We start from the raw sequence: 13909 nt of genomic DNA, 5'->3' as shown, positions 1-13909 counted from the left end.
ACAGAGGTGGAGCGCGGAGGACGGCCGGCGCGGACTGGCAGCGACGGGGCTGAACTCGGACGGCGGCTGGCGGCTGGCGGCTGGCGGCTGGCGGCTGGCGGCTGGCGCAAGCTGAACGCGGACGGGCGGTCGGCGCAGGCACATCCACGCCTGACACCCCACACCTCGCCCCCGCCTATGGCGCCCCCCGGCCCTCCCGCCTATCCCTCCCGCACCTCCCGCCTTCCCCGCACCCTCCCGTCTATCCCGCCCGCACCCTTCCTCCTATGGCGCCCTCCCACCTGCCCGCCCCTCGTCATGCCGGTCCGCATCGCCCGCCGCAACGGCGCTCAGCCACCGCCGCCCAGCCCGGCGGTGCCCACCGGGCCCACGCCATCTCCCCTCCGCGCCCTCACCCCAGCGGCACCGGCTCCGGCAACCCCACCGGCCACATGTGCACCGGGTCGCCGACGTGCATCAGCTCGCAGTACCTGCGCGTCAGCGCGGCGAACGCGGCGTCGCGGCTCAGCCCTTTCTCCAGGGCCCGGTGAAAGGTCGCGGACTGCCAGGTCGCCCCGTTGGCACGGCGTCGGCAGCGTTCGTCGATGACACCGAGGTAGAAGTCCCGGTCGGCGGGTTCCACGCCCCACCCGTCGAGCCCTGCCTCGGCCAGCGGCAGCAGCTCGTCGCGGACGAGGGTGACGGCGTCGACCTGGGTCAGCCCGCCGAGACGTCCGCGCCGCGGCCATTCGAAGCGGGCGTCGATCCCGTACTTGCAGGCCGCGTCGAAGTTGGCGGCGGCCGACTCGAAGGGCAACCGGGTCCAGACGGGCCGCGACTCCTCAGCGAGGGCGCGGACGACACCGTAGTAGAACGCGGCGTTGGCGATGACGTCGGTGACGGTGGGCCCGGCCGGGAGTACTCGGTTCTCCACGCGCAGATGCGGGACACCGTCGGCGATGCCGTACACCGGCCGGTTCCAGCGGTACACCGTGCCGTTGTGCAGGACGAGTTCGGCGAGAGACGGCACCCCGCCCTCGTCCAGCACCTGCAGCGGGTCCTCGTCGTCGCAGATCGGCAGCAGCGCCGGGTAGTAGCGCAGGTTCTCCTCGAAGAGGTCGTACGCCGAGGAGATCCACCGCTCCCCGAACCAGGTCCGCGGCCGCACCCCCTGCGCCTGGAGTTCGGGCGGGCGGGTGTCGGTGGACTGCTGGAACAGCGGGGGCCGGGACTCGCTCCACAGCTCCTTGCCGAACAGGAACGGCGAGTTGGCGCCGACGGCGATCTGCGCGGCGGTGACGGCCTGCGCGGCGTTCCACACGTCGGCGAAGCGCCCCGGGGTGACCTGGAGGTGCAGTTGCACGGAGGTGCAGGCGGCCTCCGGCGCTATCGACTTCGAGGTGCAGCTCAGGCGTTCCACCCCGTCGATGTCCAGGGTGAAGTCCTCACCGCGGGCGGCCACGATCTGGTCGTTGAGCAGGGTGTAGCGGTCGACGTCGGAGAGGTTGGAGGAGACCAGGTCGTCCCGGTCGAGCGTCGGCAGAATGCCGATCATCACGATCCCCGCGTCGAGCTCTCCCGCCTTTCGGTCCGCATAGGCCAGCGAGGTGCGTATTTCCTCGGCGAGCCGGTCGAATACACGCCCTCCCAACGGATGTGGAGCTATGTTGACTTCCAGGTTGAACATGGCGAGTTCTGTTTGGAAATCTCGGCTCGCGATGCGTTCGAGCACCTGCGCATTCAGCATTTTCGGCATGCCGTCGGCGCCGGTGAGATTCAGTTCGATCTCCAGCCCCATGAGGTTCTTCGGCCGATCGAACCGCTTCTCCTCCAGCAGCCGCTCCAAGCCCGTCAGGCACTGCCGGAGCTTGCCGCGGTAGCGCTGGCGATCGGACAGATCGAACCGACCTGCCACGACCTTCTCCCCCATCGAAGCGTCCCTCCTCGGATGGGCGTGCCGTACATCGGCCGCCGGGCGTCCCGGGTCAGGTGGGATGATGCCCAGCGGAGCCGATCGATAACGTCCCGCACGGACCCGGCAACCGCTACTCTGGCGCAAGTGACCGGCGGCACATTCACCGGGCATGCGGCACTGTGCAGTTTCGAGTGCCCTGAACATCTCGTGAAAAACGCCGACGACAATTGGCCGTCCAGTTCTCCGGCATTCTTCGAGGTCATCGCCGTACGGCCGATCCAGAATCGGGATGATTCCCACGTATCGCCGACCGAATGGACCCTTGCCGAACGCCTCGGAAACGGCTAGACGAAACATCGTCTGAACACGTGTCGTATAAACTCCGCGAGCGAGGCAGTAGGCGGGCGCCCCGGTCGAACGATCCTGCCGTCAAGGTCCCGTACGGCAGGCCTCACCCCCCTCAAGCGTATGCACGACCCGGCCCCCGCCTCTCTGACCCCGCGAGCTGACAGCGCCGTCCGCCCACGCCCTCGCGCCACTGTGCCTGTCGAATGAGAGGCGACCCACCATGCCGCTGCATGTACCCCCGGCCCCCGCGCCCGCACTTCGCTCCGTCCTCACCGCGCTCGGTTCGCCCACCGCTGTCCGCGAGGCCCGAACACCGTCCCTGCGCAACGCCCAGGGACCCGCCACCCCCGAACTCCCGCTGCCCGTCCACGTACTCGACGAGATCACCGCCGAGGGCGCCGCCGCCACCCGGCTGGCCGGGTGGCGCTTCCTGATCCGGTGCGGCGACCGCGCCGTGGCCGCGGCCGAGACCCGGCTGACCCCCGACGGCTGGGCCTTCTCGCACTTCTTCGAAGGCCCCTACATCACCTCCACCGAGCGCGCGCTGCGCCAGGCCGAGACCATGCAACAGCACTATCAGCCCCGCCTGTTGTCGGTCCCCGGCCTGTACATGCTCACGCTCTGGCTGCACGGCGACTGCACCGCCGACGGCGCTGGCGGCCATCCCGCCGCCACCGATCTGCTCGTCCCGCTCGCGCCCGCGCCACCCGGTATCGCCGCCCACCGGCCGCACCGCGTCGCCGAACTCCTCCCGATGCTGACCCACCGGGTGACACCCGCGCCCGCACCCCTGCTGAGCCAACCCGCCTGACACCCACGACACCCACGACACCGAAGGCATCGACGACATCGGCTCGTACGAGCGAATCACAGCTCGTACGAGCCTTTTTTCCTGCCCGCACCCGTCCGGACTAGCCCCATCCGGCCATCGCGAACCACCCGAAGGGACAGTGCAGTTGGGATGAACCGTCCGCCCGGGTGACGCGTCCTGAACCTGTGAGTAGCGGTGCTGCCAAATCCCTGCGGATTGACGCCCGTGGGGCAACACTGGTTCCGACCGACTTATCACAACGGGGGCAACGATGAAAACCACGACAAAGCGAAAGATCCCACCCATGTGCCAGCACCAGCCGCCGTGTCCGACCGCCGACTCCGCCGACCGGGAATCCGCCCGCCTCGCGGCGCACCACCCGGAGCAGGGCTGGAGCCTGCTGTGCAACGGGGTTCTGCTCTTCGAGGACACCGGCGAGCTCCTGCCCGACGGCCAGATCATCGCCCCGCACCGCCCGCTGGGCACCGACAAGGTGATGACCGCCGCCTGACGCACCGCCGGGCGGCCGGCGCACGCCCGGAGAACAGTGGGGCCGGCCCGCAGACACACGCTGCGAACCGGCCCCGACGCATGTCCGGGGGTGCTCACTCCCCGTAGCCCCGCATGCGGAATGCGCTCATCCTGACGATCGACCCCCTGCGCCCCTTCCCATCCGTGCCCGTTTTCCGGAAGACTCCTGGAAGTTTCGATCCGTCAGTGGATCCGTCCACGGAGGTGGGGAGTTGGCAACACACGAGGTCGGCACCGAAGGGCCGACCGAGCCCGGGAGCCGGGTCACGATCACCGAGATCGCCCGACAGGCCGGTGTCTCGGTGCCGACGGTCTCCCGGGTCGTCAACGGGCGTTCCGACGTGTCCCCGAAGACCCGGGCGCGGGTCGAGCAACTGCTCCAGCAGTACGGCTACCGCAAGCGCCCCACGGCCTCGGGCACCGGCGCCGCCCTGCTCGACCTGGTCTTCAACGACCTCGACAGCCCCTGGGCGGTGGAGATCATCCGCGGGGTCGAGGAGGTGGCTCACGCGGCCGGCGTCGGCACCGTGGTCTCGGCGATCCACGGCCGCTCCGGCGACGCCCGCGAGTGGATGCGCAATCTGCGGGCCCGCGCCTCCGACGGCGTCATCCTCGTCACCTCGTTCCTGGAGCCCGTGCTGCACGAGGAGTTGCGCATCCTCGGCGTCCCGCTGGTGGTCGTCGACCCGGCGGGCTCCCCCGCGCTGGACGCCCCCACCATCGGCGCCGCCAACTGGTCGGGCGGCATGGCGGCCACCGAGCATCTGCTCTCCCTGGGCCACCGCAGGATCGCCCTGATCGCGGGCCCGCCCCGGCTGCTCTGCTCCCGGGCGCGGTTCGACGGCTACCGGGCCGCGCTGGAGGGTGCGGGGCTCGGCGTCGACGACTCCCTCGTCGTCCCCGGCGACTTCCACCCCGAGTCCGGCTTCAACGGCTGCAACGCCCTGCTGGACCTGCCCGAGCCGCCCACCGCGATCTTCGCGGCCAGCGACCAGATGGCGCTCGGCGCGATCGAGGCGCTGCGCCGCCGCGGGCTCAGGGTGCCGGAGGACATGAGCCTGGTCGGGTTCGACGACCTTCCGGAAGTCCGCTGGTCCGCCCCGCCCCTCACCACAATCCGTCAACCGCTCGCGGACATGGGCAAGTTGGCCGTCCGTACGGTGCTCAGACTGGCCCGCGACGAACAGCCGGACTCCCCCAGGGTGGAGCTCGGCACGGAGCTGGTGATCCGCGCGAGCACGGCACCGCATCCCGGCTGACAATGCGGCACCGCATGTCGGCTGACGACACGGCGTCGCTTCCCGGCTGACAACACGACACCGGCCCGGCGGTGGGACGCACCGCCGGGCCGGGCCGCACCCCGGCGGACTCCCCTCCGTGCCCAGCCGCCGGGTGTCTCATGAGGCCGCCGCTACTTCAGCGCGTCCCTGATCGCGAAGTACGCGGGCTTCGGCTGGAGTTGCTCGTCGTACGGCAGGGCCGCGCCCTCGCCGTCGAAGAACGCCGGGATCCAGCTGTACTTGTCGGTGTAGTCCCAGATCGTGATGCCCACGCACCGGCGCACCGCGAGGCACGCGTCGGTCAGGTCGGCGTACCACTGGGCCTGTTCGGCGAGCTTCTCCTCGGTCGCCGGCAGTATCATCCGGATGTCGACCTCGGTGAGCGCCGTGTCGAGGCCCAGCTTGGCGAACCGGCGGAGGTTGTCCTCCAGCGAGGTGGGATAGCCGTACTGGAGCGCCAGGTGGGCCTGGAGACCGATGCCGTCGAGCGGGACGCCCTTGGCCTTCAGCTCCTTGGCGAGGTTGTAGTAAGCGTCGCTCTTCGCGCCGACCGTCTCGATGTTGTAGTCGTTGAGGTAGAGCTTGACCTTCGGGTCGGCCTGCCGGGCCCAGCGCAGGGCGTCGGCGATGTAGCCGGGGCCGAGGGTCTTGTAGAAGACCGTCTCGCGGTAGGTGCCGTCCTCGTTGAAGGCCTCGTTGACGACGTCCCAGGCGAAGACCTTGCCGCGGTAGTGCCGTACCTCGGTCTGGATGTGCTTCTTCAGCACGGCCCGCAGCTCGGTGGCCGTCCACTCCCTGGAGGTCACCCAGTCGGGCAGCTGGCTGTGCCAGACGAGGGTGTGGCCTCGCACCTTCTGGTGGTGTGCGCGGGCGAGGTTCACGATCTCGTCGCCGTTGGTCCAGTCGAAGACGCCCTGCTGGGGCTCGGTGGCGTACCACTTCATGCCGTTGCCGGGCGTGATCTGGTCGAACTCGCTGCCGAGGAGCGCCTTGTAGGGCTCGTCGACGAGTTCGGGGTTGTCGGTGGCGCTGCCGAAGTAGCGGCCGTGACGCTGGGCGAGGTCGGCGAGCGTGGGCTGCTTGTCGTGCGCCTGGGCGGGCGCCGCCATTCCGCTGGCGACCAGGACCGCGGCCAGGGCGCCGACGAGTCTGAGGCGGTTCTTGAGCATGGTGGTGCGACTCCTCACGTGCGGGGGTGGGGGCCGTACTGCCGCCGTCAGCCCTTGGTGGCTCCGGCGGTGAGGCCGCCGACGAGCTGGCGCTCGGCGACCGAGTAGAAGGCGAGGGCGGGAACCATCGCGAGGACGAGATAGGCGAAGACCCGGGCGTACTCGGCGGAGTACTGGCCCTGGAACTGCTGGACGCCGATGGGCAGCGTCCACCAGGTGTTGTCGGTGAACACCAGCAGCGGCAGCATGAAGTTGTTCCAGCTGGTGACGACCGCGAGCACCGAGACCGTGCCGAGCGCCGGCCGGGCCATCGGCAGCAGCACCCGCCACATGAACCCGAAGGAGCTGCACCCGTCGAGGGTGGCCGCCTCCTCCAACTCCCCCGGGATCTCCCGGAAGAAGGCCCGCAGGATGATGATGGTCATCGGCAGCCCGAACGCGGCCTGCGGCAGGATCACGCCCAACGGGTTGTCCAGCAGCCCGAGATAGCGCAGCAGCAGGAAGAGCGGCAGCGCGGCCACCGCGAAGGGGAACATCAGCCCCATCGTGAAGAAGGTGAACAGCACCTCCCGGCCCCGGAAGGCGAACCGGGCGAAGGAGAACGCGGCCAGCGCCGACACCGCGACGACGATCACGGTCGTGGCGATCGCGATCAGCGTGCTGTTGCCGAGCAGCTTCCAGAAGTCGCCCGAGCCGAGGATGTCGGTGTAGTTGCTCGCCAGCCAGTGCTCCGGCAGCCCGAACGGGTTGGTGGAGAGCTCGTCCGTGGATTTGAAGCCGGACAGGACGGCGTACACCAGCGGTACGACCATGACGGCGCCGACGGCGAGCAGGATGGCGTGCAGCGGCAGCGTGCGTGCGGTCCTGCTCCTGCGGCTCGTTCCGTCACTCCTGCGGCTCGTTCCGTCACTCCTGCGGCCCGGTGCCTCGGTCTTGAGGCTCATGTGCCGGCCCCCCTCATCGTGGTGGTGGCCCCTTCGAGGTCGCGGCGGAGCACGAACCGCTGGTAGGCGAGGGCGAAGACGAGGCAGATGCCGAACATGACCACGCTGATCGCGCTGGCGTAGCCGACCTGGTAGCGCTTGAAGCCGTACTGGAACATGGTCACGGCCATGGTCTCGGAGTGGTGGTCGGGTCCGCCCTGCGTGATCACCCACACCAGGTCGAAGAGCTGGATCGAGCCGATCACGGCCAGGAAGACGCTGATGCGGATGGTGGGCATGAGCAGCGGCAGCGTGACACTGCGGAAGCGCTGCCAGGCGTTGGCGCCGTCGATGAGCGCCGCCTCCGTCAACTCCCGTGGCACGGACTGGAGTCCGGCCAGGTAGAGCATCATGTGGAAGCCGAAGTACTTCCAGGTCATGACGATGAACAGGGTCGCCATGACCCACGACGGGTCGGCGAACCACTCGCCGCCGAGGCTGTCGAGGCCGATGGCGCCGAGGAGATGGTCGGCGAGACCGTCGTCCGGTGCGAACACCATGCTGAAGAGCACGCCGGTGATGGCCTCGGACAGGACGTAGGGCGCGAAGAACAGCATCCGGTAGACGGCCCGGCCGCGCAGCCGCTGGTTGAGCAGGACCGCCATCGCGAGGGCGAAGGGCAGTTGCAGCGCGAGCGTGAGCAGCACCAGGAGGAGGCAGCGCCACAGGTCGCCCAGGAACACCGGGTTGTCGAAGAGGTCGGTGAAGTTGTCGACACCGATGTAGTCCTCGGGCATCCCGAAGCCGCCCCATCGGAAGAAGGCGGCGTACAGCGCGAACAGCATCGGCAGCAGCACGAGCCCGGTGAACAGGACCAGCGCGGGCAGCTGGAAGCCCATCGCGGTGAGCCAGTTGAGCGTGCGCCGCCGGGCCCGCCCCCGGGCCCTGAGCTTGTCCGGGGGCGGGACGTCGGTGCCGGGTCCGCTCCGCTTGTCTGCGAGGAACGTGGAGGTCATCGGCTGCTACTGCTCTTCCTTCGTGACCTTCGTGATCGACTGGGCGACCTGCTCGGGGGACTTGGAGCCGGCGATGAGCGCGGCCACGCTGTCGTTGACCTCCTGGCCGACGGCGGGGGCGTAGGCCTGGTCGAGATAGAGCTGGAAGCCGGTGGCCCCGTTCAACTGGGCCTGTACGGCCTTGAGGTTGGCGTCGGAGATGGCGCTCTCGGCGCCCGGGACCACCGGGAGGGTGCCGGTCTTCTTGACCAGTTCCAGGTCGGTGGCCTCGGAGGCGAAGAACTTCAGGAAGTCGACGGCCGCCTGCGGGGCGCCCCGGCGCAGCGCGTGCCCGCCGCCGCCGCCGAACACCTCGGTGATGGCGCCCTTGCCGCCCTCGACCGCCGGGAACGGGAAGAAGCCGAGGTCCTTCCCGAGGCCCTTGCCCGCGTCGGCCTCGACCTGCGGCGCCCACTGGCCCATGAGCTCCATGGCCGCCTTGCCGTTGCCGACGCTGGCCGCCTGGCCGGTCGGGGTGGAGTACGCGGCGTTGAGGAAGCCCTTCTGGAACGGCTGGAGGTCGACGAGGGTCTTGAGGTGCGCGCCCGCTTGGACGAACTCGGCGCCGGTGAAGTCCTGGGCGTCGTAGGCCTTCTGCAGGGCGCTGGCGCCGGCGGTGCGCATCGCGAGGTAGGCCCAGTAGTACATGCCGGGCCACTTCTCCTTGCCGGCGAGGGCGATGGGCGTGATGTTCTTCGACTTCAGCTTGCTGACGGCTTCGAGGAACGCCCCCCAGGTGGTGGGGGGTTCGGTGATGCCGGCCTGCTTGAAGAGCGCCTTGTTGTACCAGAAGCCGATCATGCCGATGTCGAACGGTATGCCGTAGACCTTGTCGTCGATCAGATAGGCCTCCTTGGAGACCTTCAGCAGGTCGTCGGCCCACGGCTTGGTCTTGTCGGTGAGGTCCTCGACGAGGCCCGCGTCGACCTGCTGCTTGAGGACGCCGCCGCCCCAGGTGTGGAAGATGTCGGGGAGCTTCCCGGAGGCGATCAGCGCCGTCATCTTCGACTTGTAGGCGTCGTTCTCCATCTGAACGATCTTTACCTTGACCTTGGGGTTCTGGGCCTCGAACTTCTTGGCGAGGCCCGCCCAGACGGTGTGGGCCGGCTCGGTGGTGGAGATGTTCCACCACTCGATCGTGGTCGTTCCGTCGGACGACCCACCGTCCGAGTCGCCACCGCAGCCGCTCAGTGCGGTCATGCCCAGACCGGTCGCGGCGGACGCCGCCAGGAAGCCGCGGCGGGACAGTGCCGGGTCGCCCATTTTGTACTCCTTGGGTACGGGACGGCGTGTCCACTACACCGTCCTCAGGACCGAAAGTTTCGGAGTTGATCCAGAAAGCTTCGTTGATGCCGCACCCTAGAGACAGCTCCCAAACGGTGGCAACCCCTTGTACGAGGTGAATCTGCCGACGACTTCCGCGGCGCCCGTGGCGTCTGACACCGACGCGCCCGGCCCGAGAGTTTCCGACGCCTTCCGGAACTACCGCGTCGGCTCGGCCGCGTACGTGAACCAGTCGAAGCCGGCGCTGCCCTCGGTGACGTACATTCCGATGACCCGGCCGGTGAATCCGCCGGCGACCTGGGTGGACAGATAGCGGCCGTCGAGCGCGGCGAGTTCCTCGCCGTCGACGGTGAAGGTGATCGCGTCGGGGCCGCCGGCCCGCAGTCCCGACAGGTCCTCGCCCGTCGCGGTGACCAGCGGTTCTGTGCGCACGCCGATGCCGAGGGCGAGCGGTCCGGCGCCCACCGGCCGCCGCGCGACGCACTGCCGCGCCGGCCCGACCCGGGCGATCACGCTCGCCTCTCCCCCGGCGATCTCCAGGTCGTAGTGATGGGCCTCGTCGATCCGTACGGACAGCCCGGCGCGCCCGTTTCCGGGCTCCAGCAAAGCCTCCACCCGGCACTCGGGGTGCTGTTGGCGGCGCCCGACGAAGGTGTGTCCCGGCCGGTCGAGGCTGTCTCCGGTGGCGTGCAGGGTGAGCGTCCCGGGCCGCTCGTCGAGCGACCACGAGCCGGCCGGCCTGCGGCGCGGGGAGATCCAGTACGGGGCGAGTTCGGCGGCGTCGAAGTCGTCCCGCTCCGGCTGCGGCGGTACGGGGTGCCAGGCGGCCGGCGCCGGATGGCTCTCCCGCACCGGACCCACCTGCGGCCAGCCGTCGACCCACGCCACAGGCGTCAGGAAGGTCTCCCGGCCGAGCACATGAAAGCCCGGGAAGTAGCCGCGTGGACGGGTGCCCAGCAGCAGCATCCACCACGTGCCGTCGGCCGCCTCGACGAGGTCGGCGTGGCCGGTGCACTGGATGGGCGAGTCGGTGCTGCGGTGGCTCAGCACGGGGTTGTCCGGGGCGGGTTCCCAGGGTCCGCGCGGCGAGCGGGCACGGGCGATCGACACACTGTGCCCGTGGGCCGTGCCGCCCTCGGCGAGCATCAGGTACCACCAGTCGCCGATCCGGTAGAGGTGCGGCGCCTCGGGGTGCTCAAGCCCGGTCCCGGACCACACCGGAAGGGGCCCTTCCAGCACCTTTCCTGTCCCGGGGTCGATGCGCGCGAGGCTGCACCCGGCGACCGTGCACCAGCAGTTGCCGTCCTCGTCCCAGGCCAGGTCGGGGTCGATGCTGGGAACGTCGACCCACACCGGGTCGGACCACGGCCCCTCGGGCCGCTCGCTGGTGACGATGAAGTTCTCACCGGCGCCGACGGCAGTGGTGATCAGGTAGAAGCGGCCGTCGTGGTGGCGCAGGGTCGGGGCGTAGATCCCCGCGGAGGCCGGGACGTCGTCGGGGAGCTCCAGCTGCCCCGGCCGGTCGAGGACGTTGCCGATCTGCTGCCAGTGCACGAGGTCGCGGCTGTGGAAGAGCGGGACGCCGGGAAAGTACTCGAAACTGGAGCAGACCAGGTAGTAGTCGTCGCCGACCCGGCACACGCTGGGGTCGGGGTGGAAGCCACCGAGAACGGGGTTGTCGTACGTCCGCATATGCGTCAGCCCTTCCGACGGGGCCGATCGAAACATTCGGCCCCACTGGCGAACATTACGAAAGCGGACTGTACGAGGATGCCCGGGCGGGAACAAGACAGCGCTTGCCCGCTCGCAGGTACCGCCGAGGGGCGGCGGCACGCGGCCGGGACCGGCCGGGCGGCATCTTGATGACGTCAGTCGCCCTCGACCAACGCCTTGAGCGCGATGTTGAGCTCCAGCACGTTCACCCGGGGCTCCCCGAGGAAGCCGAGGCCGCGGCCTTCGGTGTGGGCGTCGACCAGCTTCCGCACCTCGGCCACGGAGAGGCCGTTGCGCTCGGCGACCCGATGGACCTGGAGGTCGGCGTACTGCGGGGAGATGTCCGGGTCGAGGCCCGATCCGGAGGAGGTGACCGCGTCGGCGGGGACCTGGGAGGGCCTGACCTGGTAGCCGGCGGTGGAGTTCTCCCTGACGACCTTGGCCTTCGCCTCCTTCACCCACTTGATCAGCTCGGGGTTGTCGCCGGAGCGGTTGGTGGCGCCGGACAGGAGCAGCCTGTACTGGGTGTTGACCGTGTTCTCGCCCAGGCCTCGGGCCGGACGGGGTTGGAAGTAGTCCAGGCTGTATCCCTGCTGGCCGATCAGCGCGGACCCGACGACCTTGCCGTCGGCCTTGATCTCGGAGCCGTTCGCCTTGTCGGGGAAGAGGGCCTGCGCGACGCCGGTGACGGCCAGCGGATAGACGACACCGGTGAGCAGGGTCAGCGCCAGCAGCGCGCGCAGGCCCGCGCCCAGCAAACGTCCGGTGTTCGCAACTGAGTTGTTCATGGCGGTCAACCGATTCCGGGGATCAGGGAGATGAGCAGGTCGATGAGCTTGATACCGACGAACGGAGCGATCAGCCCGCCCAGCCCGTAGAGGGTGAGGTTCCGGCGCAGCAGCCTGTCCGCGCTCACCGGCCGGTACCGCACGCCCTTCAAGGACAGCGGCACCAGCGCGACGATGATCAGCGCGTTGAAGACGACGGCCGACAGGATCGCGGAGTCGGGCGAGCTGAGGCCCATCACATTGAGCTTGTCCAGGCCCGGATAGACGGCCGCGAACAGCGCCGGGATGATCGCGAAGTACTTCGCGACGTCGTTGGCAATAGAGAACGTGGTCAACGCGCCCCGGGTGATCAGCAGTTGCTTGCCGATCGCGACGATCTCGATGAGCTTGGTCGGATCGGAGTCGAGGTCGACCATGTTGCCGGCCTCCTTGGCGGCCGACGTACCGGTGTTCATGGCCACGCCGACGTCCGCCTGGGCCAGCGCGGGCGCGTCGTTCGTACCGTCCCCCGTCATCGCGACCAGCTTGCCGCCGGACTGCTCCCGCTTGATGAGCGCCATCTTGTCCTCGGGGGTCGCCTCCGCGAGGAAGTCGTCGACACCCGCCTCCTCGGCGATCGCCTTCGCGGTCAGCGGGTTGTCACCCGTGATCATGACGGTCTTGATGCCCATGCGACGCAGTTCCTCGAACCGCTCCCGCATCCCGCCCTTGACGACGTCCTTGAGGTGGACGACACCCAACACCCGCGCCCCGTCGGCGTCTTCGACGGCCACGAGCAGCGGGGTACCGCCGGCCTCGGCGATCCGGTCGGTCAGCTCCCGGGCGTCCTCGCCCACTTCACCGCCCTGCTCGACCACCCAGGCGATGACCGAACCGGCCGCGCCCTTGCGGATCCTGCGCCCGTCGACATCCACCCCGGACATCCGCGTCTGCGCGGTGAAGGCGATCCACTCGGCACCGTGCAGCTCACGCTCCCGGAGCCCGTACCGCTCCTTCGCCAGGACGACGACGGAGCGGCCCTCGGGCGTCTCGTCGGCCAGCGACGACAGCTGGGCGGCGTCGGCGACCTCGGCCTCGGTCGCCCCGCGCACCGGCACGAACGCGGCGGCCTGACGGTTGCCGAGGGTGATGGTGCCGGTCTTGTCGAGCAGCAGCGTGGAGACGTCCCCGGCGGCTTCGACCGCACGCCCCGACATGGCGAGGACGTTGCGCTGCACCAGCCGGTCCATTCCGGCGATTCCGATCGCGGAGAGCAGGGCGCCGATGGTCGTCGGGATGAGGCAGACCAGCAGCGCGACCAGCACGACCATGGTCAGATGGGTTCCCGCGTAGTCCGCGAGCGGTGGCAGCGTGGCCACGGCCAGCAGGAAGACGATCGTCAGTGACGCGAGCAGGATGTTGAGCGCGATCTCGTTCGGCGTCTTCTGCCGGGCCGCGCCCTCGACCAGGTTGATCATCCGGTCGATGAAGGTCTCGCCGGGCTTCGTCGTGATCTTGATGACGATGCGGTCGGAGAGGACCTTCGTGCCGCCGGTGACGGCGGAACGGTCACCGCCCGACTCCCGGATCACCGGCGCCGACTCACCGGTGATGGCCGACTCATCGACGGACGCGACACCCTCGACCACGTCCCCGTCGCCGGGGATGACGTCACCGGCCTCGCAGACGACCAGGTCCCCGATCCTCAGCTCGGTGCCCGCGACCACGGTCCCGTCGGCCCTGCGCGCCACGGTGTCGGTCTTGGCCCTGCGCAGGGTGTCGGCCTGCGCCTTCCCGCGGCCCTCGGCGACGGCCTCCGCCAGGTTGGCGAAGATCACGGTCAGCCAGAGCCAGGCGCTGATGGTCCAGCCGAACCAGTCGCCCGGATCCTTGAAGGAGAAGACCGTGGTCAGCACGGACCCGATCCACACCACGAACATCACCGGCGACTTGACCATCACCCGCGGATCGAGCTTGCGGACGGCGTCGGGCAGCGACTTGAGCAGCTGACCGGGATCGAAGAGGCCGGCCCCGACACGCCCCTCCGGGGGCTTGTGCCCGGCGGGCGCGTCCGGGTGGGGGACCAGGGTGGGAGTGGACATCGCGTCCTGCTTCTGTAGGTCGGTGGTCATGT

General features: G+C 69.5%; 12 protein-coding genes. 4 read left to right on the top strand and 8 right to left on the bottom strand.

Annotated features, from left to right (window positions below; genetic code table 11):
- Positions 1-391: 391 nt before the first annotated feature.
- Positions 392-1909, bottom strand: coding sequence for a glutamate--cysteine ligase (locus OG885_RS37540; RefSeq protein ID WP_405739541.1), 1518 nt, complete (start codon positions 1907-1909; stop codon positions 392-394).
- A gap of 129 nt (positions 1910-2038) precedes the next feature.
- Between OG885_RS37540 and OG885_RS37535 the strand changes: the two genes are divergently transcribed.
- The 4 genes from OG885_RS37535 (at position 2039) to OG885_RS37520 (ending at position 4843) form a co-directional block, all read left to right on the top strand.
- Positions 2039-2242, top strand: coding sequence for a hypothetical protein (locus OG885_RS37535; protein WP_405739538.1), 204 nt, complete (start codon positions 2039-2041; stop codon positions 2240-2242).
- Between the two features lie 220 nt (positions 2243-2462).
- Positions 2463-3053: a hypothetical protein gene (locus tag OG885_RS37530; RefSeq protein ID WP_405739536.1), complete on the top strand. Its 591-nt coding sequence runs from the start codon at positions 2463-2465 to the stop codon at positions 3051-3053.
- Positions 3054-3357: 304 nt separating this feature from the next.
- Positions 3358-3564 (top strand): DUF5999 family protein, encoded by a 207-nt coding sequence (locus OG885_RS37525; protein ID WP_329341539.1) that lies wholly within the window; start codon positions 3358-3360, stop codon positions 3562-3564.
- Between the two features lie 232 nt (positions 3565-3796).
- A complete protein-coding gene (locus OG885_RS37520; protein ID WP_405739532.1) occupies positions 3797-4843 on the top strand; it encodes a LacI family DNA-binding transcriptional regulator in 1047 nt (348 codons plus the stop codon).
- A 152-nt stretch (positions 4844-4995) separates the two neighbouring features.
- Here the strand turns inward: OG885_RS37520 and OG885_RS37515 are convergent, their stop codons facing one another.
- The 7 genes from OG885_RS37515 to kdpB all read right to left on the bottom strand — a co-directional run bounded on the left by OG885_RS37515 (position 4996) and on the right by kdpB (position 13877).
- Entirely contained in the window at positions 4996-6033 is a 1038-nt protein-coding gene (locus tag OG885_RS37515; protein ID WP_405739529.1) for an endo-1,4-beta-xylanase, read from the bottom strand.
- Between the two features lie 47 nt (positions 6034-6080).
- Entirely contained in the window at positions 6081-6845 is a 765-nt protein-coding gene (locus OG885_RS37510; protein WP_405743058.1) for a carbohydrate ABC transporter permease, read from the bottom strand.
- A gap of 128 nt (positions 6846-6973) precedes the next feature.
- Positions 6974-7972, bottom strand: coding sequence for a carbohydrate ABC transporter permease (locus OG885_RS37505; protein ID WP_405739526.1), 999 nt, complete (start codon positions 7970-7972; stop codon positions 6974-6976).
- A 6-nt stretch (positions 7973-7978) separates the two neighbouring features.
- Positions 7979-9274 (bottom strand): extracellular solute-binding protein, encoded by a 1296-nt coding sequence (locus OG885_RS37500; protein ID WP_405739523.1) that lies wholly within the window; start codon positions 9272-9274, stop codon positions 7979-7981.
- A 219-nt stretch (positions 9275-9493) separates the two neighbouring features.
- Complete coding sequence (locus OG885_RS37495; protein ID WP_405739520.1) at positions 9494-10987, bottom strand: glycoside hydrolase family 43 protein; 1494 nt, start codon at positions 10985-10987, stop codon at positions 9494-9496.
- Positions 10988-11163: 176 nt separating this feature from the next.
- Positions 11164-11796 (bottom strand): potassium-transporting ATPase subunit C, encoded by a 633-nt coding sequence (locus OG885_RS37490; protein ID WP_405739517.1) that lies wholly within the window; start codon positions 11794-11796, stop codon positions 11164-11166.
- A 5-nt stretch (positions 11797-11801) separates the two neighbouring features.
- Entirely contained in the window at positions 11802-13877 is a 2076-nt protein-coding gene (gene kdpB, locus OG885_RS37485; RefSeq protein WP_405743056.1) for a potassium-transporting ATPase subunit KdpB, read from the bottom strand.
- Positions 13878-13909 lie beyond the last annotated feature (32 nt).

The sequence above is a fragment of the Streptomyces sp. NBC_00028 genome (assembly GCF_045041065.1).
Taxonomy (GTDB): Bacteria; Actinomycetota; Actinomycetes; order Streptomycetales; family Streptomycetaceae; genus Streptomyces.
The sequence above is the reverse complement of the archived record's forward strand: the minus strand, read 5'-3'. Positions and strand labels throughout refer to the sequence as shown.

Excerpts from the sequence above, each read along its gene's own strand:
- kdpB (WP_405743056.1), bottom strand. The coding sequence starts at position 13,877 with ATGTCCACTCCCACCCTGGTCCCCCACCCGGACGCGCCCGCCGGGCAC.
- OG885_RS37495 (WP_405739520.1), bottom strand. The coding sequence starts at position 10,987 with ATGCGGACGTACGACAACCCCGTTCTCGGTGGCTTCCACCCCGACCCC.
- OG885_RS37525 (WP_329341539.1), top strand. The coding sequence starts at position 3,358 with ATGTGCCAGCACCAGCCGCCGTGTCCGACCGCCGACTCCGCCGACCGG.
- OG885_RS37500 (WP_405739523.1), bottom strand. The coding sequence starts at position 9,274 with ATGGGCGACCCGGCACTGTCCCGCCGCGGCTTCCTGGCGGCGTCCGCC.
- OG885_RS37490 (WP_405739517.1), bottom strand. The coding sequence starts at position 11,796 with ATGAACAACTCAGTTGCGAACACCGGACGTTTGCTGGGCGCGGGCCTG.
- OG885_RS37515 (WP_405739529.1), bottom strand. The coding sequence starts at position 6,033 with ATGCTCAAGAACCGCCTCAGACTCGTCGGCGCCCTGGCCGCGGTCCTG.
- OG885_RS37510 (WP_405743058.1), bottom strand. The coding sequence starts at position 6,845 with ATGGTCGTACCGCTGGTGTACGCCGTCCTGTCCGGCTTCAAATCCACG.
- OG885_RS37505 (WP_405739526.1), bottom strand. The coding sequence starts at position 7,972 with ATGACCTCCACGTTCCTCGCAGACAAGCGGAGCGGACCCGGCACCGAC.
- OG885_RS37540 (WP_405739541.1), bottom strand. The coding sequence starts at position 1,909 with ATGGGGGAGAAGGTCGTGGCAGGTCGGTTCGATCTGTCCGATCGCCAG.
- OG885_RS37530 (WP_405739536.1), top strand. The coding sequence starts at position 2,463 with ATGCCGCTGCATGTACCCCCGGCCCCCGCGCCCGCACTTCGCTCCGTC.